The sequence below is a fragment of the Acinetobacter sp. AOR01_HL genome (assembly GCF_027855455.1).
Taxonomy (GTDB): Bacteria; Pseudomonadota; Gammaproteobacteria; order Pseudomonadales; family Moraxellaceae; genus Acinetobacter; species Acinetobacter baumannii.
The window spans coordinates 31,917-57,707 of record NZ_JAKTIM010000018.1; the positions used below are offsets into that span (position 1 = coordinate 31,917).

The following is a 25,791-nucleotide window of genomic DNA, read 5'->3' on the forward strand; positions in this document are numbered from 1 at the left end:
ATTCGCTTTTTATAAGTCAATTTTGTTAAAATTTGCGCCAATTAAATAAACTTCCGGTTGCTATTACCTTAGAAAATTAAGGTAAGGTTGCCCTAAACTTTGAAAGAGTAGCAATATGATTAAGTGGATCATATTAGCGATTTTTGTGATATCTGCATTGTATATCCAACATCGCGGCAAAGTGCGTCACTCGTTTTATCGTCAATTTTTTGACCATTCAACCTTGCTCGCACCGATTAACTTTTTAATGTACATCTTTTCAAAGGTACCGAATCAACCCTATATCGACACTCAACACTTTAAAGATTTAAAAGTGTTAGATGAAAATTGGGAAATGATTCGAGATGAAGCGAAAGCTTTATATGATCAAGGTGGGATTAAAGCATCAAGTACCTATAACGACTTAGGTTTTAACTCGTTCTTTAAAACAGGGTGGAAACGTTTTTACCTCAAGTGGTATGAATCAAGCCATCCTTCTGCTGCTGAGCTTTGCCCAAAAACAACGGCTTTACTCAAAACATTACCAACGATTAAAGCGGCAATGTTTACAGAGCTTGCTTCTGACAGCCGTTTGGTCAGACACCGTGATCCATATGCGGGGTCACTCCGTTATCATTTAGGTCTGATTACTCCGAATGATGACCGTTGTTTCATTGACGTAGATGGTGAAAGATACTCTTGGCGTGATGGTCAAAGTGTCGTGTTTGACGAAACTTATATTCACTATGCTGAAAATAAGACTGATCAAAACCGTATCATCTTCTTTGCCGATGTTGAACGTCCAATGAAAGTAAAATGGATGGAACGTTTCAATCATTGGTTTGGTCGTAACGTAATGACTGCGGCAAGCTCACCGAATGAAACAGGTGACCAAACAGGGGGCTTAAATAAAGCCTTTGGTTATGTTTATCAAATTCGTATTAAAGCTAAAGCTTTAAAAGCTAGTAATCGTAAGTTGTATTACTTCTTGAAATGGTTCCTCATGCTTGGAATTTTCTTCCTGATTTTTGTTCGACCATACGTATTTTAATGAAAGCGCCCGAAAGGGCGTTTTTTTTATTGTGATTATTTAAATAATTTAGATTTATTTTTATGCATTTAAAACGATGATTATTAGCGTGGGGAGTATTTTATTTAAAATTTCAGGTGAATTCTATTTTAATTATTGGGATGATAAGGCGATTGGTAAATATATGCCTTTCTTGTACTTAATAAATTTTAAAAATTTGCGTGGAATATAAATGAATACGGTGATGAAACAAGCTTTAGTAATAACTACATTCACTGCAGCAGTGATATTGACTGGATGTGGTAAATCTAAGCCAGAGCCAAAATCAAAAACAGAAAAAGTCGAAGCAATTTCGGATTGGAGCTGTACGTACCCTGATAATTTAAATCAGATTCAAACCTCTTTGAAAAAAGAATATTTGAAACAAATCGAACGTAGTTTAAGGCAAAGTCAATATCAGGTTGATACGGATATTCTTAATAAAATTAATCACGGTTTGAAGTTTGAAATTAAAAATGTTCGCACTTTACCGTTAGAAGATGAAAGCCAAAAAAATACACAACTCAGCTGTGAAAGCCAATTGGTTGTTTCATTTCCTAAAGGTTTACAAAAACGTGCGGAAAAAGCATATATTGAAGAGTTGCGTCATTCTGATAAAGAATCGGATACGCTCAATGACTATTTTTCGGATAATGAATCCTCTTTGACCCTTGAAAATGATCAATTGAAAGGTGACTTTTTCTATAACATTACAAAAACAGATAAAGAAGGTTTGGTGTTTGACTTGCCAACTCAAAATAGTGTGATTGAAGGATTGGTTTTTGTTGCCACTAAAGCTGTGCAATATGCAGCTTATGTTAAAGAAAATGAGTTGATTGAAGAAAATATTGAAGAAAATCTGCAAATATCTGAGCAAAATAATGAAGAGCAGACTGCTCTGGCTCAGGAAGCCATGGATGTTCGTAAAAAAGAATTGGATGCTGACAAAGCGAAGCAAGTGGAACGCTTAAATCTGACTTGGGATAAATTGAGTGCCGATAAAAAAACTCAATTTAAACAAGATCAATCGGATTGGTTTAAAAAACGTGATGTTGAATGTAAGGTGCTGGCACAAAAGACTGTAGATGAAATTCCTGAAAAAGACTTAGAAACTTACCAAAAGCAATCCGATTATTGGACCGCTGAGATGCGTAAGCAAAATCAGGAAATGCAATATACACAATGCTTTATTCAAAAAACTGCAGAGCGAACAGTTTATTTAAATAATTTAAACTAATCTGAAACTCTCTATAAGTGCTTGGTCAATCGTGTTGAAATAGATGGGATTGACCAATCTTTAGTAAGTTCGAAAGGGCGTTTTTTTATGCTGTACAGTACTTAACGAATTCTGTGACTCATTTCACAGTGCTGGCAATTTGTTACAACTATTAAAAGCCAACAGATAATTTTGATTCTACAATGGCGCGGTTTTTTCGAAGACTTGGTTAGCGGAAGTAGGTTTTACAATGGCTCATGCTCATCACGCAGCTCATGCATATGTTCACCATATCAAAGTGAGAAAAGAAGAAAGTTCTCAAGGTGACTTAAAAACAAAAGCGATGTTAAGCAAAGCTTCTTCGGGAAATAAAAAATATCATCGATCGGCTTCTAAACGACATAAATCGGAAGATCAAAATATTGATCTACATAAGTTCTCAAGTAAGCTTGAAAGTATGTCTGCAAAGCACAGTAAAGAAAAATGTGCCAAGAATATTCGTATTGCTTTACAAGCAGCAGGCGCCGATGTGTCTAAGCATCCGGTAGCAGCTTCAGACTGGGGGCATACACTTGAGAAGAACGGTTATAAGAAAATTAAACCTGCTTTTAACCGTCCACAAGAAGGCGATATTTATATTATTGAGCGAACAAGTGGACACACATATGGTCATATTGCAGGTTACACAGGCAATGGCTGGTTCTCAGATTTTCGTCAAAAAACCTATGCGGTCTATAAAGAAAAAGACGTTAAATATAGCTACTATCGCCTCGATTCTTAAGGAAGTACGACACACTTTGTCGGGCTACTTTCCTATCCCTTTTCAAATTTAGGTTCTGGCACAGTAAAGCACTTGAAAAGTAAAGGTGAAAACATCACATTAGGTATTCAATATTAAGCCATGTATGCCAATAGTGAATCAAAACGCTCGTCCCCATATTGAAAAAATTTTAGCTAATCTGACCCAACTTCCAGGCGTTTATAAGATGCTAGGGAAAGAGGGGGAGTTGTTATATGTTGGTAAAGCTAAAAATCTAAAAAATCGGGTGTCGAGTTATTTTGTTAAAACCATTGAGCATCCGAAAACTCAAGCTTTAGTCGCTCGAATTTATGATATTGAAACGCTAGTTACGCGTTCAGAAACCGAAGCGCTGCTTTTAGAACAAAACTTAATTAAACAACATCGTCCGCCTTATAACATTATGCTGCGAGACGACAAGTCATACGTCTATATCTTTGTATCAGCAGATAAACCGTATCCACGAATTGCCAGTGGACGTGGCAAAGGTAAGCACCAAATTGGTAAATTCTTTGGGCCTTATCCAAGTGCTTATAGTGCCCGAGATACCTTACTGGTTTTACAAAAGCTTTTTAATGTTCGCCAATGTGAAAATAGTTACTTTTCACAGCGCAAACGTCCATGTTTGCAATATCAAATCAAACGTTGTTCGGCCCCTTGTGTAGGTTTGGTCTCGCCAGAAGATTACAAAGAAGATGTGAATAACAGTATTCGTTTCTTACAAGGTGATACTAAAGAGTTAAACCAGGAACTGATTGCGAAAATGGAACAGGCAGCGGCAGATCTTGAATTTGAAAAAGCTGTTTTTTATCGGGATCGGTTGTCTTTACTTCGCGAAGTACAAGCACAGCAAGCCGTTTTCAAAGTGAAAGGTGAAGCTGATATTTTGGCAATTGCCTATCAGGCTGGCGTGACATGTGTGCAGATTATGCATGTACGTAACGGTCGTATGTTAGGAGGTAAAAGTTATTTTCCTGATATGTTAGGCGATGACCTTGGTCAAATGCTAAGTGACTTTATGGCAAACTTTTACTTTCAGGTTGCCGATGAAGTACCAAGCGAACTGATTGTGAATACTGCCTTACCTGACCGTAAAGAGTTGGAAGAAGCCTTAGCACAGCAGTTTGAAAAGAAAGTCCAGATTAAGAGCAGTGTACGAGAAACACGTGCCGAATGGTTAGAACTTGCCGAAATGAATGTTCAACATGCAATTAAAGGGCAGTTGAGTAATCACTTAGAACTCAATGAGCGTTTCCACCAGCTTGAGCAGGTAGTTGGCCGTCCAATTGATCGGATTGAATGTTTTGATATTAGCCATACTATGGGTGAAGCACCAATTGCATCATGCGTAGTGTTTGACCAAGGTGGAGCACGTAAACGGGACTATCGCCAATTTGCCATTCAAGATATTACTGCGGGTGACGATTATGCAGCAATGCGCCAAGCTTTAACGCGTCGCTATAAAAAGGCAATGTTACCAGATCTGCTTTTAATTGATGGTGGTAAAGGCCAGCTCCATATGGCCATGGAAGTAATGCAAGAGCTTGGGTTAGAAGCTTTTATGATAGGTGTATCAAAAGGTGAAGGCCGTAAACCGGGGCTTGAAACGCTTCATTTTACCGATGGCACAAAAATCCAGTTACCTGAAGATAGTAAGGCGCTACATTTGATTCAACAGGTACGTGATGAAGCTCACCGTTTTGCCATTACTAAACACCGCGCTAAACGTGATAAACGCCGCAGTACTTCAGTTTTAGAAGCAATTCCGGGCTTAGGACCTAAACGCCGTCGAGATTTATTAACACATTTTGGTGGGATTCAAGGTGTGTTAAAAGCATCTGAAAAAGAACTGACAGTCGTGCCGGGCTTAGGTGAAGTGATGGCAAGAACGATTTATAAAATTTTGCATGAGTAGTCATGTCTTGAGAAGATGAGTGACAAAAGCGCTCGTAAATTAATAGCTGAATGATCATTCACATATTGGTCAAAATGATGAAAGATATTTCTTAATCATGCGCATGATTTAGGGATATGAATGTCATTACTGCAACTATGGGAAGATGTAAAACAAAATGAATGGATTGATATACCTGCAGGATGGTTACAGGGCCGCACCGTTTTTGGTGGTCTTGTTGCTGGGTTATTAATGCAAAAAGCATGCTCCTATATTCAAGATTCAAATAAAAGATTATTAAGTTGTAGTGTTACTTTTGTAGGCCCTGTACAACAAGGCGCTGCCCGATTGACTATTGAAGTTTTAAGAGAAGGAAAGTCAGTCACTACGCTTGAAGCACGTTTATGGCAAGATGATGCAGTACAAACGATTTTGGTTGCAAGTTTTGGGGCTTCTCGTGCATCGAGTATTGAGGTAAAGCAAGAGCCAGTCGTCCCTGCTTATGTGCCACCTGAAAACTTATCTGTCATTCCTTTTGCGAAACATATGCCTGAATGCTTTCAGCATTTTGAAGTCTGTTGGGCTGAGGGGAATTATCCGGTAACGGGAAGTAAACATCCCGACTTTGGTGGCTGGTCAAGGTTCTCACCAGAGCAGCATGCGAATCGTCAAATGACATTATCTGATTTGATTGTTCTTATGGATATTTGGCCACCGGGTGTTTTGCCTATGTTTAAGCAAGTTGCACCTGCAAGTTCTTTATCATGGCATATTACGTATGTTCATCCAGTTCGGCACCAGTTGTGTGACTGGTTTAAATATAAAGTAACTACTGAATATGCAGCTGAGGGGTACTCCACAGAATATGCATATCTTTGGGATCAAAATGATCATTTAATTGCAATCTTGCGGCAAACTGTTACGGTATTTACCTAAGTAATCTACTTTCTCGATTCACATATTTCGTATAAAGTGGCTGTTACAGATAGATACAATATTGAAGTATGTGTCTTTGTCTGTTAAAAGATGCGTGAAGACTAAATTGGCGGTGTTTATGACCACAGGGCGAATCCTGAATATCCCAAATATCCTAACTTTGGCGCGTATTGCGCTTATTCCTGTATTTTTGGTGATTGCATATTGGCCGCCTGCAATAGGTATTGGTGAGCACGTAGGAAGTATGACACGTCATATTATCTTAACGGCTATTTTCGTGTTGGCTGCCGTAACCGACTGGTTTGATGGCTATTTAGCACGAACTTTAAACCAGACTTCAGCATTTGGCCGTTTCCTAGACCCGGTTGCAGATAAACTTATGGTTGCAGCTGCACTTATTGTTTTAGTGCAGTGGAAACCGACAATTGCAATGGCTTTCGCTGCAATTGTTATTATTTCACGGGAAATTACTGTGTCTGCTTTACGTGAGTGGATGGCAGAGCTTGGCGCGCGGACCAGTGTAGCCGTATCAACAGTCGGTAAATATAAAACTGCATTTCAAATGATTGCGATTAGCGTGTTCCTGTTGAATTGGCAGCCTTTAGAAGTATTGGCCTATGCTTTGTTATATACCGCCGTTATTTTGACTTTATGGTCAATGTTTATTTATTTAAAAGCTGCATGGCCATACCTAAAGCAGCCATAAAATTAAAAAGATTTTCAAAAGCCTTTCCTTGCGAAAGGCTTTTTTATTGGAAAGTGCAAGAATCGGGTCGTCATGGTGTCTTGGCTACTTTAAAGTAAGATTGAGTACCTAAGGAGGTGACAGATGCAAATGCTTTCTTCTCGGCAATTTGCTGCGATTGCCACAATTATTGAATATTTATATGAACATCTAGACCAGCAACCAAGCTTAGAAGATGTCGCTACATATATGAATTTAAGTCCGAGTTATATCCAGCGGCAGTTCCAAGAATGGGTAGGCATTAGCCCTAAGAAGTTTGTGCAATATATGAGCTTGCAGCAAGCAAAATATTATTTAATGCAGCAACGTAGCTTATTAGATGCGGCTTTAAATACTGGACTGTCGGGTAGGGTCGTTTACATGATTTGTTTATTCAGCTTGAAGGGATGACCCCTGGTGAATACAAGCAGCAAGGTGATGGCGTTGAACTGAATTATTCAGTTGAAACGAGTCCATTTGGTGACTTATTGGTAGTAAGTAGTGATAAAGGGATTTGTTCTGTTCGCTTTGTTGATCATAGTGAGAACATACAAGAAATCGTTAAACAGTATTTTCCGAAAGCTCAGTTAAAAAATCACTCTCCGATTTGGCATCAACAGATTGCACAGTGGTTTAGACAAGACTTCTCAGAACATTTACAGCAGAAATTACCGCTTAATCTTGCAGGAACACCATTTCAGCTACAAGTATGGGAGGCACTGCTTACTATTCCCGAAGGACAGTTACGAACCTATCAAGATATTGCTGAGCAAATTGGAAAACCTAAGGCAGTCAGAGCAGTGGCTACAGCAATTGGCCAAAATCCGATTGCGTATTTAATTCCATGTCATCGGGTCATTCGCGCAACAGGAATGGTCGGTGAGTACCATTGGCAAAAAGGGCGTAAACTGGCATTGTTAGCTTGGGAAATGGCTAAGCAGCAAGGGGAGATTGCATGACACTAGATTTATTTTCTCCAGAACCTTGTTCAAATTTATTGCCTTATGATGGTGAGGTTCAGGATTATGGATGTATTTTAACTGTCGAAGAAGCTGAACAATATTTTCATTATTTGTACCACCATTTGGCGTGGCGACATGATGAAGCGAAGCTATATGGCAAGCACTTTATAACACCTCGTAAAGTTGCTTGGTATGGAGATGAGCATTATCGATATAAATATTCTGGTGTCTTTCGTGATTCTTTACCGTGGGACAAAGCACTTGCTCAGCTAAAACAGCAAGTAGAGCAGATCCTTTCAGAAAAATTTAATTCTTGCTTGGCAAATCTTTATGAAGACGGAACTCAAGGAATGGCTTGGCATAGTGATTCGGATGTGTCTTTAGCTAGAACCACTACAATTGCCTCCTTAAGTTTTGGAGCAACGCGGAAGTTCTCTTTTAGGCATATTCAAACTAAAGAAAAAGTTGAGATGTGGTTACAACCGGGTCAACTTATTGTGATGCGTGGTGAGACTCAACAATATTGGCAACACCGTTTAAATCGTTCAACCAAGATTTTACAACCACGGATTAACCTGACTTTTCGTCAGTTCAAATTTTCATAAGTTTTTTCTAAGAATTGGGCAAGAAAAAAGCCCATGATGGCAACATGAGCTTATTCCTCTGAGGGAGAGCCTACTATTGATGAGCTGCTGATGAAAAGAATCATCAATAGGTGCTAAAATCATAATATGAGAATATTTGGGTATTTTCAATGCTTCAAAGTGTAAGAAAACTTTAAATTATCAAAAATATTATTTTAGATCTCGCCCTTTTCTGAAAGTTCCATAAAGCGCTGCTCAATCAATGCCGCGTTTTCTTGCAAAATTTCAATCAACTTTTCAATATTTAAAAAATCAAAGCGGTTCTTTGATGCGACTAACGTTAAAGCCAAAGGAACTTCTTTACTCGAAAAACGAACGGGTACAGCAAGCCCTGAAACATTGGGGTCAATCTCACCTTGCGAGAAATAGAAGCCTTGTTTTTTTATTTTACGCATACGCTGAATAAAGCTAGGTTCGTCTACAGCAAAACCTGATTCAGACAGCTCATGTTGAAAACGTTCATAGTAGTCATGCATGCGTTGTTTGCTTAAATGTGAAACCATCGTTTTTGGTGAAGCCCCAACATAAATTGGGCGTGGGCAGCCTCGACCATATGAAAGTAATTCAGTATCTTTAAAAATCTCATGATGAATATCAATGCAGTAGTCATCATTTAAATAGGTGAGTAAACAGCAAAGTTCAGTACGCTCTACAATATTTCGCATAAATGGCGTACTGATTTGGACCAATGGGTCGGTTGTTCTAGATACATAGTCAAGAACTGCTATTTTTGAGCCTAAAGTGTAATCGCCAGAAGTACCATTAATACGTTTTAATAAGTCGGCTGATACGAGTTCTTTCAGATAACGGTAGCTGGTCGGTTTAGACAAGCCAAGTTCTTCGCAAATAATATCGACATTAATCACTGGTCGTGAAACGGAAAATAAATCCAGTACGGTTAAAATTTTGCCAAAACTTGAAATTGCCATGATGTCTTATTCGTATCCTTAGTAAACGGGTCACACTTGAGTTCTTATAACAGAAAAATTGAAGCTTTGTCTCAATTCCAAGATAACTACCTGATTTAAATATTTTACGCTCAGAATCAGAAAAGTTCTCTTGATTCACACATCATATATGATTAACTAAAAACATATCAAATTATCAAATAAAGATATTTTAGTTGACTAAATCACTTTAATTTGAAAAAATTGTGCAACAAAATATCTAATCGAGAAATTGGTTTATTCTACCGGCTTTCTCGATGTCTCTTCTTTCCTAAGCTTGGTCGTATAAATAGCGGTCAAACTGAAATCATCTCGGTACATCATGCAGAGATGTAGGAAAAATCATTGTATTGAAGGATGCTCTCATTAACTCATTTGTCTTATAGGCAAATGACAAAGTCGTATTGTCTTTTTTTTTAAAAGCAAACGGACACTGATGAGCATGCTCATCAGTTCAAATCTATATTTGAGATGAGTTCATGTTATTAAAGCAAATACTGGCTTTCCGCCCGAGTAAGCTTGATCTAATTTTTGCAATAAAGACATTTATTGCCGGTATGTTGGCATTATTTGTATCGTTCGAATTAGACCTGATTAATCCAATGTGGTCGATCGGTACCGTCCTGATTATCGCCAATCCTTATTCGGGTATGGTGTCGTCTAAGTGTGTTTATCGTTTATTGGGAACGGTAGGCGGGGCCATTATTGCCTTAACCATTACTCCGCATCTGATTAATACGCCGTGGATCTTTACGGTTGTGTTATCACTATGGGTGGGCTTTGCGCTTTATGTGTCTTTATTAGACCGTACTCCTCGCAGTTATGCATTTATGTTGGCAGGTTATTCAACCGCAATGATTGTGTATAACGCGATTACTTATATTGATCAGTACAATATTTTTGATATTGCTTTGGCTCGTGTACTTGAGATTTCAATTGGTGTGATTTCGAGTGCGGTTGTGTCTGCGACTATTTTGCCCATGCATATTGGTTCGGCAATCAAACAGCGTGTAACGAAAACCCTCAAAGATACAGAAAACCTGTTTGCTAATTTGTTAAATGCAGATCAACAGCAAAACAATACACAGCTTTTAGCTGCTATTACTCGTGATACGACCGATATTCATGCTCTGGCAGTTCACTTGACCTATGAAAAAGGTGAGTTGCATGGCATGACCAAACCTTTGCAGGAAATGCTCCATCAAATGTCGATGGTGGTCGCGAACTTGGTTGCCTTATCTGAACGAATTAAACAACTGCAAGAACTCAATTTTATTGAAAGTCATTCAGATAAATTAAAGCAGCTTTCAGGGCATGTGATTCATTTTCTGGAACAAAAAGATCAGATGACTGATGAAAATATTCTGCAGTTACCTGACGAGTTTGAAAATGATTTCTTGAACTTAAATGATTCGGCTTCTGAACATCAGCAAGTGTTATTGGCTGCCATGAAAATGGATGTGCGTCATTTCATTAGTAATGTTTTAGCTGTAAAAGTTTTATGGCAACGCATCAAGCAAGGTAATAAAGAGATTCCAGATAATATTACCCCAATGACGACTAAATATCCAAGTTTACACCGAGATCATGGTGTGGCAGTCAGAGGTGGTATTAGTGCAGTGCTGATTACATTTATTGTGACTGGTGTGTGGATTCTTTCTGGCTGGAAAGCTGGGTTCATGATGGCACAGATCGGTGCAGTCACTGCCTGTATCCTAACAGCCCTAGATAACCCTGTTCCTGTCTTACGTATTTTTATATGGGGCAGTGTGGCTTCGGCGGTTTTAGTTTTTATTTACGCGTTTGGTATTTTCCCTCATGTCACCACATTTTGGGAACTTGGACTCGTTTTATTACCAATGTTCTTGTTTGCGGTTTCCATGATGGCGAATCAGGCACTCATGCCAGTCGGGATGGTGCTAGGTATTAATACCATGATGGGGCTGAACTTGCACAATGCTTACAGCATGGATGCAGTGTCTTATTTAGATAGCTCATTTGGTATGGTCATGGGCGTATTGGTGTCATTAGTCGTTATTGATGTTGTGCGTGCCATGTCACCCGATACCAGTGCAAACCGTATTTTGGCTTTACATTACCGTGCGATGCGCCAAGCCATATACATTCCTTATGGTATTGAATTTAAAGTTCACTTACGGGGGATGTTAGACCGTGTTGGTGTCTTAAATACTAAAATGGTTCAGTCAGAAGAGATTAAAAAATCTATTCAACAGGCTTTGGTTGAATCAAGTGCGATCATTGATTTAAGCCGACTACAAGAGCTAGCAAATCAAGTTCCGATATCTTCGGAATTAGCCCATCACATTGGCCGTTTGCAACAAGATTTAGATGAGCTATTTAGAGCCAAAGAAAATGAAAAAGGTGAAAGTGATGTATTGGTACAGCACATTCACCAAACCTTATTTGAACTTAAACAACTTGCTTCAAATATTGAAGATATGACTCTGCGTCAAAGATTATTTATTTCACTAAATAATATTGCTTATAGCATGTGTCATGTTTCATCAAACCAAATGAATGCAGATCGTACGCTTACAGGAGCCACAGCGCATGGGTGAGTTTAATGTCTACGGTATTTACGTGCCTGCTTTGCTCGTCCAAGCCATTTTTGCATATATATGTTTTCGCTGGTTAAGTCCCTTAACCAACAAATGGATTGCACAAGGCTGGATTGCATTACCCAGTATTTTCAATTTGTGTTTTTACCTTTTACTACTTTTGGTGATACACCAAATTTTTGTTGGGTTAGGTGCTTAAAGATGATTGCCAGATTAAAGATTGAGTTAGGTGAGTAAAATGAATCAATTGGAGTTGAAAAAAGTCATCCGTCCAGTGATTTTGATTGTCGCATTAATGATTGCTGTCTATACCATTGGGCATTTATGGAACTACTATAATGCAGCACCGTGGACACGTGATGGTCGAGTTCGTGGTGACGTTATTCAGGTCTCTTCAGATGTAGCAGGACTTGTAACGGAAGTATTGGTTCAAGATAACCAGACTGTAAAAAAAGGTCAGGTGCTTTTTAAAATTGATGTCTCTCGCCGAGCTTTAGATGTAGAGCAAGCAAAATCTGATTTGGCAAAAGCAAAAGCGGCCTATGCTCAAGCACAAGCAGGTCTAGCCCAAGCTAAAGCAAACTTGATTAAGTCGAGTACTAACATTAAGTTAGCCGAGAAAAACGCAAACCGTTATTCAAACTTAATGGATGGTGCGATTTCTAAGCAGGAACAAGATCAGGTCTTTGCAACTCGCGATCAATCACACGCGGAACATGAGCAACTCCAAGCTGCTATTCAACAAGCTGAAGCCACTATTAAACAGCAACAGGCACTGGTTGAAGCAGCAACAAGTAATTTACATTTAGCAGAACTCAATATGCACCGTGCGGCTGTTGTGGCGCCAGCAGATGGAACATTATCTAACTTTGATTTGCGTCCGGGTAATTATGTTCAAGTTGGACAAGCGGTTGCAGCATTGCTAGATCGTAAGCAGCTTTATGTTGTGGGATATTTTGAAGAAACAAAATTAGACCGTATTCATATTGGCGATGAAGCAACTGTGCAATTAATGGGTGATAGACAGAAAATTAAAGGCCATGTGCAGGGTATTGCATCGGGTATTGAAGACCGTGAGCGTTCAAGTAGTTCGAAACTGCTTGCAAATGTAAACCCGACATTTAGCTGGGTTCGTTTAGCGCAGCGTGTACCTGTAAAAATTGTATTAGACGAAGCACCAAAAAATGAGTTGGCTTTTGTGTCTGGCCGTACTGCTACAGTACATATTATTGAAAAATAAAAAGCTTAAGTTTTTAAACTCAATAAAAAAGCATGTTTGAAACATGCTTTTTTATTTTATGGCGTTAAACCAACAGGATTGCGATACCAGCTCTGAATTAGCAAAGCTGCGGCAAAACTATCGGCTGACAACTTCTTGGCACGACCTTGTTCTTGATAAAAACCAAGTTCTTCTCTTGCCTCACGAGTGGTGAGTCGTTCATCGACCATCCACGTTTCAATATTGGTTTGATGGCGTAGGCGACGTGCAAACTTACGTGCCCGTGTTGAAAGTTCTGACTCGCTATCATCCATATTCAATGGAAGACCAACAATAAATAAATCAGGCTGCCACTCTTTCACAATTTTTAAAAGTTGGTCCCAGTTGGGAATACCATCTTTCATTACAAAAAGTGGTAATGGGTTAGCACTTTCAATTGCAGACTGACCAATCGCCATTCCCATTTTCTGTGTGCCAAAGTCAAAAGCCATAATTGATTTTGATTGTGTTGCAGTCATTAAGCGTGTCCGATTTCAGAAGCCAGCCATGTACGATCTACACCAATTTTTTTATAGGCTGCATCCCAACGATCATCGTACGGCAAGTTAAAAATCAGATCCATATCGGCATCACAGATAAGCCAATCACCACGAGCGATTTCATCTTCTAGCTGGTTTTTACCCCAGCTCGCATAACCAAGGGCGATTTGGTAGCGGCCAACACCTTCGTTATGTGCAATCGCATCGAGAATATCTTTACTGGTAGTAATACAGACATTCTCACCCACAGCAATAGAAGAGTGCCATGTTGGTTGGCCTGTATGAAGAACAAAGCCCGCCTCAGGGCGTAAAGGACCACCTTGTAAAACCTCATGCGGATTTACATTGTCTGCATCAATGTCTAAATCATTGAGTAGCTCTTTAATTTGGATACCGGCAGGGCGATTGATAATAATACCTTGGGCACCTTCTTCGTCATGACGGGCAAGATAAATTACTGTATTTGCAAAAAAGTCATCTGCCATTTCTGGCGGGGCAATCAGACAACGGTGAGTCATATATTGTTTGGTCACCTAAGCGGTTCTCCCTCAAAAAATGTCGCTATAGGGTCTCTCGACCCTTTTTATCTATATAGGTTCTTTTTATCAACATACAAGAGTTAATCGGATTTCGCCAATCTTTTTCTCTCATTTTCTTTATTAAGTTGAAGAAGCCTGAAATTTAAGTTGACGTAATTGTTTAGCATGCTGCAAGGTTGTTTCATTAATTTCAACACCTCCTGACATGCGTGCTAGCTCGGAAATAATTTGATTTTCATCAAGTTGTACAATAGTACTACTTGCCGGATCAGTTTGTTGTTTTTTGACTAACAAATGTTGATCGGATTGTGCAGCCACCTGTGCTTGGTGGGTAATACATAGAAGTTGGACATGCTGAGCCAAGTCGGCCAATAAACGTCCAACCACTTCAGCTGTACCACCACTAATTCCGACATCAATCTCGTCAAATACCAAAACTTCTGCTTCGGTCTTTTCAGCATTCATGACTTGCATAACGAGTGCAATACGAGAAAGCTCACCACCAGATGCTACACGTGCCAATGGTTGAGGAGGTATGCCTTTATTGGCAGTAAATAAAAGTTGAATAAAACTTAAACCTTCTGCATTTGGTTGTTCTAATGGTTCAAACTTAAACTCAAAATGTGCCTCAGGCAGCGCTAAAGGTTTAACCTGTTCAGTTAATTGTTTTGCAAGTGGAGCAGCAGCTTCACGACGAATATTATCCAAATGCTGGGCTTTTTCTAAAAATTCTTGATGTGACTTTTCTACTTGTTCAGCCAGAGTTTCAGGGTCTTCTAACTGATGTAATTGTTCAAGCTCACTTTGCCAAGTTTCGTACTCTTCTTTAAGTGTTTCTGGTTGAGTACGGTATTTACGAGCAAGTCGATGGAAAACCTCTAGCTTGGAGTTCAGTTCTTCCATTCGTTCAGGATCGAAACTCTGACGGTCAATAAATTGACGTAAATTTGATGTGGCATCATCAATTTCACTTTGCGCATTTAATAACGAATTATAAATTTCGGAAAGCTGCTCACTACGCCCCGCATGAGACTCTAGACGGCGAATGATCGACGACATTTCTTGAGTAATGTTTTGTTCAGCTTCATCAAGCGCATTTAAACTATAGCTACAGTCTTGCATGATATGTTCATGATGACTAAGGCGATCGAACTCTTGCTCGATTTCTTTGTAATCGGTTTGAATGACTTCCTCAAGCTCTTCAATTTGTAACTCTAAGGTCGCAATACGTTGTAGACGGGTCGCTTGAGCGTCGAGCGCAGCCTGATGCTGGCGGATATTACGCTGCCATGTACTATATGCTTCACGAACATCATTTGCTTCGGCGTAAAAATTACTATAACGGTCTAGCCAATGCTTTGGATAAGGTGGTTCAAGTAGCTGTTGTTGGCTGTGCTGGCTATACAACTGAACCAATAAGCGGCCTAATTCTTTAAGCTCAGAGAGACTACTTGGACGGCCATTTACCCATGCTTTGCTACGGCCAGTTGCAAAAATAACCCGACGTAAATGAATTTCCCCTGAATCATCATCTAGTTCATGTTCTTTTAACCATTTTGCTTCAGGGCTATTGTCCTGATAAGTAAAAACTGCGGTTACATCCGCTTTGTCCGAACCATAGCGGACATAATTTGTATCTGTACGTTCCCCTAAGCAGGCAGATAGTGCATCCAGTAATAATGATTTTCCTGCACCTGTCTCACCTGTTAGAACATTAAATCCTTGTTCTATATCAATAGCTAAATGATCAGCTAATGCAAAATTAATTAAAGTTAAATGTGTGAGCATAAACGCATCCAACGCGCCAAATTATGGGTTAAAGATAGAGAAGTTTTTAATTTGCTACAAGTGATCTATTATTCTAACTGAAATTATAGAACAGCAAGATTGCGGATCTTTACAATGAAAAAAACATTAAGCTTACCGAAAGCACCAATAGGGATGATCAACCGCCATAAAAAAATTAATCCTGCTGAAATGAATAAAATTTTAAATCAGCATTTTAATGCATTTAAACAGGCTGCTGCACAGGGTGATTATGTCAAAGCATATCAACATGTAAAAAAAGCAGTAAGTCTGGTTCCTGGACATCCCGGAGCATTGTCTGATTTAGCTTATACTGAGCTACGGTTACGCCGTTATGAAGATGCATATCAACATTATATGCAAGCCATTAAAGCAAGTGGTTCTAACGTTAATACAAATCTATACGATGGATTGACCGAAGTTTGTCATCATTTAAATAAAAAAGAAGAGAAGATAAAATTTGGGCGTTTAGCTATTTCAACCAAAAAAGAACTCACAAAGAATGAGCCTACTTTAAATATACCCACTCATAAACCCGTGCCCTTTAGCCCAAATCCACAAGAAAATATCATTGCTTTTTCTCTATTTGGAGCAAATCCGCGGTATTGTGAAACTTCCATTTTAAATACTAAGTTAGCTCAAGAAATCTATCCTGAATGGACGTGTCGATTCTATGTGGATGAGAGCGTTCCCGAACTTGTACAACAACGGTTACAAGCAAATGGCGCACAAGTTGTACATGTTAGTCCCACTCAAAAACAGTTATCAGGTTTATTTTGGCGCTTTTTAGTTATGGATGATCCGATAGTTAAACGGTTTTTAGTACGTGATGCCGACTCTATCGTGTCTTATCGTGAAAAAGCCGCTGTTGATGCTTGGCTTAAAAGTGATCAATGGTTCCATTTAATGAGAGATAGCTATTCTCATACTGAATTAATTTTGGCAGGTATGTGGGGCGGTTGCACAGGTATTTTTCATAATATTGAAGCACATATCAGGGATTATGTTGCCACTGGAAGGTATCCGGACAATCGAGTCATAGATCAACATTACCTGCGTTATTGTATTTGGCCGACTTTAAAACAAAGTGTGCTTGTACATGATAGCCAGCAATTTGATGAAAATAGTGCCGATTTTCCGGTTTATGATCTAACTTCAATGCAAAATGACCAAGACAATTTTCATGTAGGGATGGATAATGGTTCACCAGTCGTTACAACTGCGGTTAATCATCCAACGGCAGAAAAAGTTTACTGGATTTTATTCGATGAAAATCACGATGAAGTTTGCAGATATGATGCAATTGTGTCGAAGAGTCGAAATATTGAAGTGAATTTACCCCACGCTTTTGCTAAAAAAATTCAGTTACAGCAGTGGAAATTACAAGTCTATCCGTATGAAAACTGATTGATTAGTTATTTAGGCACAATTAAACTACATTCATCATAATTTATATAAATGCGGCATTATCTGGAGAGTGTGCATGAGTTCAACCCAATTTGATCATGTAACGGTCATCAAAAAATCAAATGTTTATTTTGGTGGAGCATGTATCAGCCATACCGTGCAATTTGAAGATGGAACGAAAAAAACATTAGGTGTTATTTTGCCGACTGAACAGCCTTTAACATTTGAAACCCATGTTCCTGAGCGTATGGAAATTATTTCAGGTGAATGTCGCGTTAAAATTGCAGACAGCAATGAAAGTGAATTGTTCCGCGCTGGTCAATCTTTTTATGTACCAGGCAATAGTGTTTTCAAAATCGAGACTGATGAAGTGCTTGATTATGTTTGCCACTTAGAAGGCTAAGAAATTACTGTTTAAATCGGGTACACTATGCCCAAAGAAATCCTGTGAAGTTGGCTTTACAGGATTTTTATTTTTTGCTCAAACGTTGTTAGAGGTCATGCATGGCAAAACCGGAATATTATTATGGCGTTCACTCAGTGGAGTCATTGTTAGAACTTGAGCCGGAGCGCGTGCTGACCCTGTTTACATTGAAAGGGCGCGACGATCAGCGTTTGCAGAAGATTCTGCAATTGGCCGAGCCTTTTGGGATTAGTGTACAAAAAGCAAGCCGTGATAGCCTCGAAAAGCTTGCGGGTTTGCCATTTCACCAAGGCGTAGTTGCAGCAGTACGTCCGCACCCGACTTTAAATGAAAAAGATCTAGACCAGCTCTTGGCTGAAACTCCAGATGCCTTATTGCTGGCATTAGATCAGGTGACAGATCCACATAACTTAGGGGCATGTATCCGTACTGCCGCTGCAATGGGTGTTCAGGCAGTGATTGTGCCTCGCGATCGCTCAGCAAGCTTAACTCCAACTGCTCGTAAAGTCGCAGCGGGTGGGGCTGAAAAAGTTAAATTTATTCAAGTGACTAATTTGGCTCGTACTTTAGCGCATCTTAAAGAGACAACTCATGTCCGTGTGATTGGTACGATGCTTGATGAAAATGCATTACCTATTCAGAAGTGTGATTTCTCGGGTGCTGTTGTGATTGTAATGGGTGCAGAAGACACAGGTTTACGTCCAATTACTCAAGCACAGTGTGACCAAAAAGCCTATATTCCAATGTCGGGTAACTTACAAAGTTTAAATGTAAGTGTGGCAACGGGTATGGCACTTTATGAAGCTTGTCGTCAGCGTTCTGAGGTATAATTTAGCTGCCTTCCTAGTTTTTATGCAGTCTTGATATGTCTCCCCGTACGCAAGGTTATTTTTTTGTATTGGTGACCATGTGTATTTGGGGCGGGTTTACGCTTTTTGCCCGCTTAAATGCACAATGGCACATCAGTGCTTGGGATATTGCCGCACTACGCTTTGCTATAGCCTTCCTAATTTTGATGCCTATCTTAATTTATAAAAAAGATCTCGCTTTTTTATGGAGTAAGCATGCGGTTATTTTGGCATTGATTGGTGGAGTCATTTACTGCCTTACGGTTTATACAGCTTTTCTTTATGCACCAGCTGCACATGCTGCAATATTTTTAAATGGTTGTATTCCTATCTGTACTGCTATAGCTGCTTATATTTTATTTAGACAGCCATTTGATAAACATACATGGGTGAGTCTGGCAATTATGATTACTGCCTTGGCCCTCATGAGCGCATTAATGTTGCAAAGTAGTACCTCTGCTTTTGGAATTGGAGATTTACTTCTGTTTATCAGTGCGATTTGGTGGGGGATTTTTACTGTACTACTTAAACAGTGGAAGCTCTCTGCTTGGCATTCTATGGCAAGCGTCGCAATCTGGTCTGCAATTATTTATTTGCCGATTTATTTGTTGTTCTTACCTAAGCACTTTATGGATGTAGATCCTTTGCACTTAGCTGTACAAAGTATTTTTCATGGCGTGTTTGTCGTTATTATTGCGACATTAACCTATGTTGCTGCTATTCAGCGTCTTGGCGCATTTAAAACGGGAAGTATTGTAACTTTGGCACCGTTTATTGCTGCTATTTTAGCTGTACCTTTACTTGGTGAATCATTAAGCCCATCAATTGTAGTGGGCTTAGTAGGTATGGGAATAGGCGCTTTACAGCCTTGGCGCTGGTTTAGACAAGATAGCCTGACACAAAAGATTAAGCAGCAAAATACACGAAATTAGTTTGCACGCTTCAAATAACTTTGATGTAAAGGCTTTAATTGCTGATATAAATGTTCGAGTAATCCGTCATTAAACACGATGTCATTTGCAAGCTCACGTTTTCGTTCGCGTGGCATTTGTGCAGCAATAATTTTCTGGATTTGTTCTTGATTTTGTCCATCGCGCTGGCTTGCACGCTGAATTTGAGTTTGTTCACTCGCATCAATTAATAGCGTGTGATTGACCAGTTCATGTTGATTTGTTTCAAACAATAATGGCGAAACTAAAATCACATATGGACTTTTAGGATTTTGTAGCTGTTGAATAATAGATTGACGGATTGCGGGATGGGTAATTTGCTCGAGTGTATGACGCGCTTGCGGATTTTGAAAAATATATTCACGTAAGGCACGGCGGTCCAAACTGCCATCGGGTTGAAGCACCCAATCTCCAAAGGTCTGTTGAATTTTTTGAAGGGCAGGTTGCCCTTTTTCAACTACTTCGCGAGCAACAATATCGGCATCGACGACTTGGATTCCTTGGGATTCAAACCATTGTGTTGCAGCTGATTTACCACTGCCTATACCACCTGTGATTCCCAGAATAAAAGCCATCTTAACCTCCCAAATAAATTTTCATAATCTGATCACCCCATAAAAAGGCAACCCAACCAGCAATGGCAATATATGGCCCAAAAGCAAAAGGCTGATTGTCATTTCTTAATTTTAATAAAATGATGCCAATGATTGCGCCAAGTAACGATGACAATAACACAATTAACGGCAGCATCAATGGCCCCATCCATGCTCCTAATGCTGCAAGCAATTTAAAGTCGCCGTAGCCCATACCTTCTTTGCCAGTGATCACTTTAAATAAGTAATAGACAATCCAAAGACATAGGAAACCAATGAGATAACCCCAAATGGCTGAGTTGGGTGAGGTATAAATATTAAAGGTATTAATACCTAAGCCGAGCGCAGCTAAAGGTAAGGTAAAGCGATCAGGCAATAATTGTGTATCGAAATCAATAAAAGTAAGGGCTATCAGTACCCATGTGAGGACGAGTCCAAAAAGCATTTGTATGGTTGGGCCAAATACCATGACTACTACTAATGAACATAGCATGGTGAGTAGTTCGATGGCTGGATAGCGAATACTAATCGGGTGCTGGCAATGGCCACACTTTCCTCTTAACATAAGCCAGCTTATAACAGGAATATTTTGATACCAACGGATCGGTTGCTGACATGCAGGGCACGATGAAGCAGGCTTACTTAAAGTTAACTTCTCATGATCAATAATCGGTTGCTCAGGATTGAGCAGCATTTGGCATTCTTGCTGCCAATCTTGCTCCATCATTTTTGGCGTGCGGTAAATCACTACATTAAGAAAGCTACCGATACATAGGCTCACGAGTGCAACAGCAATATAAAGTGCAGTTAAGTTTTGAATAAAATACGCAATGATGTCTTGCATTATACAACTGAGCCCATTTGGAAAATTGGAAGATACATAGCAATTACCAGACCGCCTACGAGCACCCCTAAAATTGCCATAATTAAAGGTTCCATCATAGAAGTTAAACCATCAACGGCATTATCCACTTCATTTTCATAGTAAGTGGCAACTTTATCGAGCATGCTGTCTAGTGCACCCGATTCTTCACCAATTGCCACCATTTGTATAGCCATAGATGGAAAACGGTTAGACACTCGCATAGCAAACTGAAGCTGTTGACCCGTTGCGACATCTTCACGAATTTTCATCACAGCTTTTTCATAAATCACGTTATTGGTTGCGCCAGCAGTCGATTCTAATGCATCAATAAGTGGAACACCTGCGGCAAATGTTGTAGCAAGCGTGCGGCTATAGCGGGCAATAATTGCTTTATAAACCAAGTCCCCAAAAATAGGTAACTTAAGCGCCAGTTTATCTAAGCCGTCACGAAACTTTTTACTGCGTTTTTTTGCTTCCAGAAAGGCAGCAATGACTGCGCCAATCGCAATAATCATAATGAACCAGTATTCCTGCATCCATTTCGACATATTCACAACCATTTGCGTAAATGCAGGTAAATCTGCTCCAAAAGACGCAAATAAATCTTGGAAAACGGGAACTACTTTAACCATCAAAATAATGGTCACCACAATGGCTACTACAATAACTGTTGCCGGGTATTTCATTGCTTTCTTGATTTTTTGCTTGAGCAATTCACTTTTTTCTTTGTAAATTGCAACGCGGTCCAGCATCGTTTCGAGTGCGCCTGATTGTTCACCAGACTCAACAAGTGAACAAAACAAGTTATCAAAATGTTGAGGATATTTTCTTAAAGCTGAGGCAAAAGTACTACCACCTTCGACTTCACCTTTAATACCGAGTACAACCTCACGCATGGCCGGGTTTTCTAAACCTTCAGCTACAATTTCAAAGCCTTGTACGAGTGGTACACCAGCTTTCATCATAGTCGCCAGTTGTCGAGTAAAAATCGTAATATCGAGTGTGGTGACTTTTTTCTTGAATAAACCTTCAAGAATATTTTTACGTTTTTCACGTATATTTCGAACAGTCACCCCTTGTTTGCGTAAGGTTACTTTGGCTAAAGCCATGTTTTTAGCCGGAAGTTCTCCTTTGATTTTTACGCCCTTACGGTCAACCCCTTCATAAGCAAAAGTCGGCATCATTTGTGCCTTTTTGACAGCCATTAGATTATCCTTATTTTTTAAATAGTGTCTTATTCACTGGTGACACGGTTAACTTCTTGTAAAGAGGTCACCCCTTGCATCACCTTTTTTAAACCTGAACGACGTAGATTATTAAACCCCAATTTTTCAGAAGCAGCTGCGATTTCTAAAGCGTTGCCATCTTCCATAATAATCTTGGAAATTTCAGGTGTAACTTTCATTACCTCATAAATACCGACACGGCCTTTATAGCCTTCACGACATTCAGGGCAACCTACGGGCTGAAAAACCCGAAAATCTGGGTGTGCTAAATCTTGTTCGGTAAAGCCCATTTCTAATAAGCTTTGTTTAGGAATATCAGCAGGTATTTTGCATTGAGAACAAAGACGACGTGCTAAACGCTGTGCAATAACTAGGTTTACTGATGTTGCAATATTAAAAGAAGGAACCCCCATATTACGTAGACGGGTCAATGTTTCCGGAGCACTATTGGTATGTAGTGTTGACATCACCATGTGGCCGGTTTGAGCCGCCTTAATTGCAATTTCTGCTGTTTCCAAGTCACGAATCTCACCCACCATAATAATGTCAGGGTCTTGTCGTAAAAATGATTTAAGTGCGGCCGCAAAAGTAAGCCCTACCTTGGGATTTACGTTAACTTGATTAATCCCTTCAAGATTAATTTCTACCGGGTCTTCGGCAGTAGAAATATTGGAGCTTTCAGTATTTAAAATATTTAAACCTGTATATAACGATACGGTTTTACCAGAACCTGTTGGTCCGGTAATTAAAAGCATGCCTTGAGGTTTATCTAATGCCTCCATGAACAAAGCTTTTTGATCTTCTTCATATCCTAATGCATCAATTCCTAGCATTGCGCTTGATGGGTCAAGAATACGTAGAACTAACTTTTCACCAAACAAAGTCGGGAGGGAGTTCACACGAAAATCAATCGCTTTGGTTTTTGACAGCTTGAGCTTGATACGACCATCTTGTGGGACACGTTTTTCAGAAATGTCCATTTGAGACATTACTTTTAAGCGTGATGCCAAGCGGTTTGCAAGCTGTAGAGGGGGATTGGCAATTTGACGTAACACACCATCGACACGATAGCGCACCCGATAGGATTTTTCGTACGGTTCAAAATGTAAGTCTGAAGCACCCATACGAATAGCATCAATTAATAACTTATTAATATATTTAACAATCGGGGCTTCATCGCCTTGTGGAGCTTCTTCTTCATCGTCTTGAGCGGTAGGGCCATCAAGATTAACATCGAGATCAAACTCTTCATCATTGAAGTCAAAGCTGCTTTCTTCTGCAAAATGCTGGCCTAAAACTTTTTCGAGTTTATGGTGCTCCACAATTACAGGCTCAACCAGCAATTTACTATTAAAACGAATTGCATCAATCGCTTCGATATTGCTTGGATTACTGGTCGCGACATATAAAATTTGCCCTCTTTGAATGAGCGGCAAAATTCGATGTTTTAAAATCAGTTTCTGATCGACCAGATCTTTAGGAATCTGAGAAGTGTCATAAACATCCAGATCGAAATATGGTTCAGCAAACTCAGCAGAAATTGTTTCAGCCAATAATGAAGGGGAGAGATGAACCTCTTCAATTAAATATGCGACTGTGTCCTGCTTAGCTCTTTTCGCTGCATCTAATGCAGTTTGCATGGTCGCTGCCGACACATGCTTTTCTTCGACTAAACGTCGAAAAAACCCCGTAAATTTTGGAGATGTATGTAATGCTGACATCTGCCTGCCTATGTTAATGTGTTTATAATTGGTATATGAAAAATTATACTTTTGTTATGTAAAATTACTACCTTAGAAAGTGTTGCTCGGGTCCTACTCAGCCTATTAAAGCTTGAACCAGTCGAAGTTTTTCTTTATTAATTTTTAGAATGTCGGACTTTTAATAAAGTAAAGTTTTTTCTTAATTTCAAACACTAGAAAAGATATGAGTAATCGCGTTAAAGAAAAGTATCTGAAATTTGTATAAATGCGTGTAGAATGTGCTGCATTTTTGATGAAAGGTGAGCAGTATGTCGGGTTCGACGATTACGCCTTGGGTAGTTGGTAACTGGAAAATGAATCCAATGCGTGCCAACGCCAACCAACTTATAGAAGAATTTAAACAATTATTGCAACAAAACCAAATTGCAGATGAAAACTGCCATGTGGGCGTTGCCCCTGTTTCTATTGCTCTTACAACGGTACAAGCGCAATTACAGGATGCTGCAAGAACGGTATATACGGTTGCACAGGATGTATCACGTGTTGCTGGTACAGGTGCTTATACTGGTGAAGTCAGTGCAGAACTATTAAAAGATAGCCAAATTAATTTCGTACTGGTAGGACACTCTGAACGTCGTGATATTTTTGGTGACAACGTTGAAATTTTGAAGGCAAAACTCCAAAATGCATTAAATGCGGGTATGACTGTCATTTATTGTGTGGGCGAAAGCCTTGAACAACGTGAGCAAGGTCAGGCCGAGCAAGTTGTTCTACAGCAAATTTGTGATATTGCACCTGTAGTTACTGCAGAACAATGGCAAAATCAAGTGGTTATTGCCTATGAACCTATTTGGGCAATTGGTACAGGTAAAACAGCTTCTCCGCAAGATGCGCAAGCGATGCATGCTAAAATTCGTGAAGGCTTATGCCAACTTACACCAGCAGGCTCAAATATTGCTATTTTATATGGCGGTAGTGTAAAAGCTGAAAATGCTGTTGAGTTAGCTGCATGTCCAGATATCAATGGTGCGTTGGTGGGTGGTGCTTCATTAAATGCAGCATCTTTTTATCAAATTGTACAAGCCTTCGCGCAAAGCAAATAACGAGGATAGGGTATGCACTCTTTTGTACTTGTTGTACATATTATTTTAGCAGTACTAATGATTGCATTAATTTTAGTGCAACATGGTAAAGGCGCAGATGCAGGTGCCTCTTTTGGTGGAGGTGGCGCAGCAACAGTATTTGGTGCGTCTGGTTCAGGTAACTTCTTGACTCGCGTGACTGCAATTTTGACAGCTTTATTCTTTGTGACCAGTTTGACTCTGGCTGTTTTTGCCAAGAAGCAAACGACCGAAGCATATAGTTTGAAAACTGTACAAACGACTGCGCCAGTGCAGACTACATCGCCTGAAACTTCACCAAATGCACCAAAAACTGGCCAATAATTGGAAATAAGACTTTCCTTTTGGAATTGAAAGGACTAGAATGCGTCCCACAAGCTGCGGTGGTGGTGGAATTGGTAGACACGCTACCTTGAGGTGGTAGTGCTTTCGGGCGTGGGGGTTCAAGTCCCCCCTTCCGCACCAACTTTGAACCAGAAAGTTGAGTGCAAGCAGTTTTGTTTTTGATGCGGGATGGAGCAGTCTGGTAGCTCGTCGGGCTCATAACCCGAAGGTCGTTGGTTCAAATCCAGCTCCCGCTACCAATTTGATTAAGGTGCAACTTAATCAAGCTAATATTGGATAAGTTTACATTGACTTTTTTCGATATTTGTATATAATTTTTGCACGTTGATGCGGGATGGAGCAGTCTGGTAGCTCGTCGGGCTCATAACCCGAAGGTCGTTGGTTCAAATCCAGCTCCCGCTACCAAGTTTCTTAAAGAGGCTCACAGACAAGGTGGGCCTTTTTGCACAGTGGACTA

Annotated in this window: 24 protein-coding genes, 3 tRNA genes and 1 pseudogene; 20 read left to right on the forward strand and 8 right to left on the reverse strand. The window is 39.7% G+C overall.

What is annotated here, in order from left to right; all coding sequences use genetic code 11:
* Positions 1-115 precede the first annotated feature (115 nt).
* The 8 genes and pseudogenes from lpxO (at position 116) to MKL62_RS04785 (ending at position 8,184) form a co-directional block, all read left to right on the forward strand.
* Entirely contained in the window at positions 116-1,030 is a 915-nt protein-coding gene (gene lpxO / locus MKL62_RS04745) for a lipid A hydroxylase LpxO (RefSeq protein ID WP_030423660.1), read from the forward strand.
* A gap of 211 nt (positions 1,031-1,241) precedes the next feature.
* Positions 1,242-2,285 (forward strand): lysozyme inhibitor LprI family protein, encoded by a 1,044-nt coding sequence (locus MKL62_RS04755; RefSeq protein ID WP_005129845.1) that lies wholly within the window; start codon positions 1,242-1,244, stop codon positions 2,283-2,285.
* 229 nt (positions 2,286-2,514) lie between these two features.
* Complete coding sequence (locus MKL62_RS04760; RefSeq protein WP_005129844.1) at positions 2,515-3,045, forward strand: CHAP domain-containing protein; 531 nt, start codon at positions 2,515-2,517, stop codon at positions 3,043-3,045.
* Between the two features lie 133 nt (positions 3,046-3,178).
* A complete protein-coding gene (gene uvrC / locus MKL62_RS04765) occupies positions 3,179-4,978 on the forward strand; it encodes an excinuclease ABC subunit UvrC (protein ID WP_031945841.1) in 1,800 nt (599 codons plus the stop codon).
* A gap of 120 nt (positions 4,979-5,098) precedes the next feature.
* Positions 5,099-5,893 (forward strand): thioesterase family protein, encoded by a 795-nt coding sequence (locus MKL62_RS04770; RefSeq protein ID WP_000055161.1) that lies wholly within the window; start codon positions 5,099-5,101, stop codon positions 5,891-5,893.
* A gap of 118 nt (positions 5,894-6,011) precedes the next feature.
* Positions 6,012-6,599 (forward strand): CDP-diacylglycerol--glycerol-3-phosphate 3-phosphatidyltransferase, encoded by a 588-nt coding sequence (pgsA, locus tag MKL62_RS04775; protein WP_000206941.1) that lies wholly within the window; start codon positions 6,012-6,014, stop codon positions 6,597-6,599.
* A 123-nt stretch (positions 6,600-6,722) separates the two neighbouring features.
* Positions 6,723-7,576: pseudogene (locus MKL62_RS04780) on the forward strand (methylated-DNA--[protein]-cysteine S-methyltransferase).
* The gene (locus MKL62_RS04785; protein WP_000171261.1) at positions 7,573-8,184 is read left to right on the forward strand and encodes an alpha-ketoglutarate-dependent dioxygenase AlkB family protein; all 612 of its coding nucleotides are present in this window, start codon (positions 7,573-7,575) and stop codon (positions 8,182-8,184) included. Before MKL62_RS04780 ends, MKL62_RS04785 begins: the two are co-directional and overlap by 4 nt.
* Positions 8,185-8,378: 194 nt before the next feature.
* Here the strand turns inward: MKL62_RS04785 and MKL62_RS04790 are convergent, their stop codons facing one another.
* A complete protein-coding gene (locus tag MKL62_RS04790) occupies positions 8,379-9,152 on the reverse strand; it encodes an IclR family transcriptional regulator (protein ID WP_001018361.1) in 774 nt (257 codons plus the stop codon).
* A 497-nt stretch (positions 9,153-9,649) separates the two neighbouring features.
* Here MKL62_RS04790 and MKL62_RS04795 point away from each other — a divergent pair, with 497 nt between their 5' ends.
* From MKL62_RS04795 to MKL62_RS04805, 3 genes are read left to right on the forward strand one after another with little or no spacing between them, the layout of a single operon-like run.
* A complete protein-coding gene (locus MKL62_RS04795) occupies positions 9,650-11,749 on the forward strand; it encodes an FUSC family protein (RefSeq protein ID WP_005129839.1) in 2,100 nt (699 codons plus the stop codon).
* A complete protein-coding gene (locus tag MKL62_RS04800; RefSeq protein ID WP_000503613.1) occupies positions 11,742-11,948 on the forward strand; it encodes a DUF1656 domain-containing protein in 207 nt (68 codons plus the stop codon). The genes MKL62_RS04795 and MKL62_RS04800 overlap by 8 nt, the downstream gene beginning before the upstream one ends.
* 39 nt (positions 11,949-11,987) lie before the next feature.
* Positions 11,988-12,989: an HlyD family secretion protein gene (locus MKL62_RS04805; RefSeq protein WP_005129838.1), complete on the forward strand. Its 1,002-nt coding sequence runs from the start codon at positions 11,988-11,990 to the stop codon at positions 12,987-12,989.
* A 56-nt stretch (positions 12,990-13,045) separates the two neighbouring features.
* Here the strand turns inward: MKL62_RS04805 and ruvX are convergent, their stop codons facing one another.
* From ruvX to recN, 3 genes are all read right to left on the reverse strand, one after another.
* Positions 13,046-13,486, reverse strand: coding sequence for a Holliday junction resolvase RuvX (gene ruvX / locus MKL62_RS04810; protein WP_000127528.1), 441 nt, complete (start codon positions 13,484-13,486; stop codon positions 13,046-13,048).
* Positions 13,486-14,040, reverse strand: coding sequence for a YqgE/AlgH family protein (locus MKL62_RS04815; RefSeq protein ID WP_001979301.1), 555 nt, complete (start codon positions 14,038-14,040; stop codon positions 13,486-13,488). Before MKL62_RS04815 ends, ruvX begins: the two co-directional genes overlap by 1 nt.
* Positions 14,041-14,166: 126 nt before the next feature.
* Positions 14,167-15,834, reverse strand: a complete 1,668-nt coding sequence (gene recN, locus MKL62_RS04820) for a DNA repair protein RecN (protein WP_000955429.1) — start codon at positions 15,832-15,834, stop codon at positions 14,167-14,169.
* Between the two features lie 114 nt (positions 15,835-15,948).
* On the opposite strand from recN, the gene MKL62_RS04825 reads away from it, so the two are divergent.
* The 4 genes from MKL62_RS04825 (at position 15,949) to MKL62_RS04840 (ending at position 19,463) form a co-directional block, all read left to right on the forward strand.
* Positions 15,949-17,259, forward strand: coding sequence for a tetratricopeptide repeat protein (locus tag MKL62_RS04825; protein ID WP_005129836.1), 1,311 nt, complete (start codon positions 15,949-15,951; stop codon positions 17,257-17,259).
* Between the two features lie 76 nt (positions 17,260-17,335).
* A complete protein-coding gene (ppnP, locus tag MKL62_RS04830) occupies positions 17,336-17,662 on the forward strand; it encodes a pyrimidine/purine nucleoside phosphorylase (protein WP_000099685.1) in 327 nt (108 codons plus the stop codon).
* Positions 17,663-17,763: 101 nt separating this feature from the next.
* A complete protein-coding gene (rlmB, locus tag MKL62_RS04835) occupies positions 17,764-18,513 on the forward strand; it encodes a 23S rRNA (guanosine(2251)-2'-O)-methyltransferase RlmB (protein ID WP_001118149.1) in 750 nt (249 codons plus the stop codon).
* A gap of 35 nt (positions 18,514-18,548) precedes the next feature.
* Positions 18,549-19,463: a DMT family transporter gene (locus MKL62_RS04840; protein ID WP_000075015.1), complete on the forward strand. Its 915-nt coding sequence runs from the start codon at positions 18,549-18,551 to the stop codon at positions 19,461-19,463.
* On the opposite strand, the gene coaE is transcribed toward MKL62_RS04840, so the two are convergent.
* Genes coaE through pilB form a run of 4 tightly spaced genes read right to left on the reverse strand, consistent with a single transcriptional unit; the run spans position 19,460 to position 23,886 of the window.
* Positions 19,460-20,056 (reverse strand): dephospho-CoA kinase, encoded by a 597-nt coding sequence (gene coaE, locus MKL62_RS04845; RefSeq protein ID WP_030423659.1) that lies wholly within the window; start codon positions 20,054-20,056, stop codon positions 19,460-19,462. The two genes, MKL62_RS04840 and coaE, sit on opposite strands and share 4 nt — an antisense overlap.
* Position 20,057: 1 nt before the next feature.
* Entirely contained in the window at positions 20,058-20,918 is an 861-nt protein-coding gene (locus MKL62_RS04850) for a prepilin peptidase (protein ID WP_001152273.1), read from the reverse strand.
* Positions 20,918-22,144 carry a type II secretion system F family protein gene (locus MKL62_RS04855; RefSeq protein WP_000279216.1) on the reverse strand — a complete coding sequence of 409 codons (1,227 nt, stop codon included), beginning with the start codon at positions 22,142-22,144 and terminating at the stop codon, positions 20,918-20,920. Before MKL62_RS04855 ends, MKL62_RS04850 begins: the two co-directional genes overlap by 1 nt.
* A gap of 29 nt (positions 22,145-22,173) precedes the next feature.
* Positions 22,174-23,886, reverse strand: coding sequence for a type IV-A pilus assembly ATPase PilB (gene pilB / locus MKL62_RS04860; protein WP_001274984.1), 1,713 nt, complete (start codon positions 23,884-23,886; stop codon positions 22,174-22,176).
* Between the two features lie 290 nt (positions 23,887-24,176).
* Between pilB and tpiA the strand changes: the two genes are divergently transcribed.
* The 5 genes from tpiA to MKL62_RS04885 all read left to right on the forward strand — a co-directional run bounded on the left by tpiA (position 24,177) and on the right by MKL62_RS04885 (position 25,739).
* Positions 24,177-24,971: a triose-phosphate isomerase gene (tpiA, locus tag MKL62_RS04865; protein WP_000016939.1), complete on the forward strand. Its 795-nt coding sequence runs from the start codon at positions 24,177-24,179 to the stop codon at positions 24,969-24,971.
* 12 nt (positions 24,972-24,983) lie between these two features.
* Positions 24,984-25,313 (forward strand): preprotein translocase subunit SecG, encoded by a 330-nt coding sequence (secG, locus tag MKL62_RS04870; RefSeq protein WP_005129832.1) that lies wholly within the window; start codon positions 24,984-24,986, stop codon positions 25,311-25,313.
* A gap of 56 nt (positions 25,314-25,369) precedes the next feature.
* Positions 25,370-25,454 (forward strand) — tRNA-Leu (locus MKL62_RS04875).
* A 42-nt stretch (positions 25,455-25,496) separates the two neighbouring features.
* A tRNA-Met gene (locus MKL62_RS04880) sits at positions 25,497-25,573 on the forward strand.
* 89 nt (positions 25,574-25,662) lie between these two features.
* Positions 25,663-25,739, forward strand: a tRNA-Met gene (locus tag MKL62_RS04885).
* Positions 25,740-25,791 lie beyond the last annotated feature (52 nt).

What these genes read in the sequence shown, in the direction of transcription:
- MKL62_RS04760 (WP_005129844.1), top strand. Translation starts at nt 2,515, where the DNA reads ATGGCTCATGCTCATCACGCAGCTCATGCATATGTTCACCATATCAAA.
- ppnP (WP_000099685.1), top strand. Translation starts at nt 17,336, where the DNA reads ATGAGTTCAACCCAATTTGATCATGTAACGGTCATCAAAAAATCAAAT.
- ruvX (WP_000127528.1), bottom strand. Translation starts at nt 13,486, where the DNA reads ATGACTGCAACACAATCAAAATCAATTATGGCTTTTGACTTTGGCACA.
- MKL62_RS04840 (WP_000075015.1), top strand. Translation starts at nt 18,549, where the DNA reads ATGTCTCCCCGTACGCAAGGTTATTTTTTTGTATTGGTGACCATGTGT.
- MKL62_RS04855 (WP_000279216.1), bottom strand. Translation starts at nt 22,144, where the DNA reads ATGGCTGTCAAAAAGGCACAAATGATGCCGACTTTTGCTTATGAAGGG.
- MKL62_RS04800 (WP_000503613.1), top strand. Translation starts at nt 11,742, where the DNA reads ATGGGTGAGTTTAATGTCTACGGTATTTACGTGCCTGCTTTGCTCGTC.
- MKL62_RS04785 (WP_000171261.1), top strand. Translation starts at nt 7,573, where the DNA reads ATGACACTAGATTTATTTTCTCCAGAACCTTGTTCAAATTTATTGCCT.
- tpiA (WP_000016939.1), top strand. Translation starts at nt 24,177, where the DNA reads ATGTCGGGTTCGACGATTACGCCTTGGGTAGTTGGTAACTGGAAAATG.
- MKL62_RS04795 (WP_005129839.1), top strand. Translation starts at nt 9,650, where the DNA reads ATGTTATTAAAGCAAATACTGGCTTTCCGCCCGAGTAAGCTTGATCTA.
- MKL62_RS04755 (WP_005129845.1), top strand. Translation starts at nt 1,242, where the DNA reads ATGAATACGGTGATGAAACAAGCTTTAGTAATAACTACATTCACTGCA.
- recN (WP_000955429.1), bottom strand. Translation starts at nt 15,834, where the DNA reads ATGCTCACACATTTAACTTTAATTAATTTTGCATTAGCTGATCATTTA.
- MKL62_RS04805 (WP_005129838.1), top strand. Translation starts at nt 11,988, where the DNA reads ATGAATCAATTGGAGTTGAAAAAAGTCATCCGTCCAGTGATTTTGATT.
- secG (WP_005129832.1), top strand. Translation starts at nt 24,984, where the DNA reads ATGCACTCTTTTGTACTTGTTGTACATATTATTTTAGCAGTACTAATG.
- MKL62_RS04790 (WP_001018361.1), bottom strand. Translation starts at nt 9,152, where the DNA reads ATGGCAATTTCAAGTTTTGGCAAAATTTTAACCGTACTGGATTTATTT.
- MKL62_RS04770 (WP_000055161.1), top strand. Translation starts at nt 5,099, where the DNA reads ATGTCATTACTGCAACTATGGGAAGATGTAAAACAAAATGAATGGATT.
- MKL62_RS04825 (WP_005129836.1), top strand. Translation starts at nt 15,949, where the DNA reads ATGAAAAAAACATTAAGCTTACCGAAAGCACCAATAGGGATGATCAAC.
- coaE (WP_030423659.1), bottom strand. Translation starts at nt 20,056, where the DNA reads ATGGCTTTTATTCTGGGAATCACAGGTGGTATAGGCAGTGGTAAATCA.
- pgsA (WP_000206941.1), top strand. Translation starts at nt 6,012, where the DNA reads ATGACCACAGGGCGAATCCTGAATATCCCAAATATCCTAACTTTGGCG.
- rlmB (WP_001118149.1), top strand. Translation starts at nt 17,764, where the DNA reads ATGGCAAAACCGGAATATTATTATGGCGTTCACTCAGTGGAGTCATTG.
- lpxO (WP_030423660.1), top strand. Translation starts at nt 116, where the DNA reads ATGATTAAGTGGATCATATTAGCGATTTTTGTGATATCTGCATTGTAT.
- pilB (WP_001274984.1), bottom strand. Translation starts at nt 23,886, where the DNA reads ATGTCAGCATTACATACATCTCCAAAATTTACGGGGTTTTTTCGACGT.
- MKL62_RS04850 (WP_001152273.1), bottom strand. Translation starts at nt 20,918, where the DNA reads ATGCAAGACATCATTGCGTATTTTATTCAAAACTTAACTGCACTTTAT.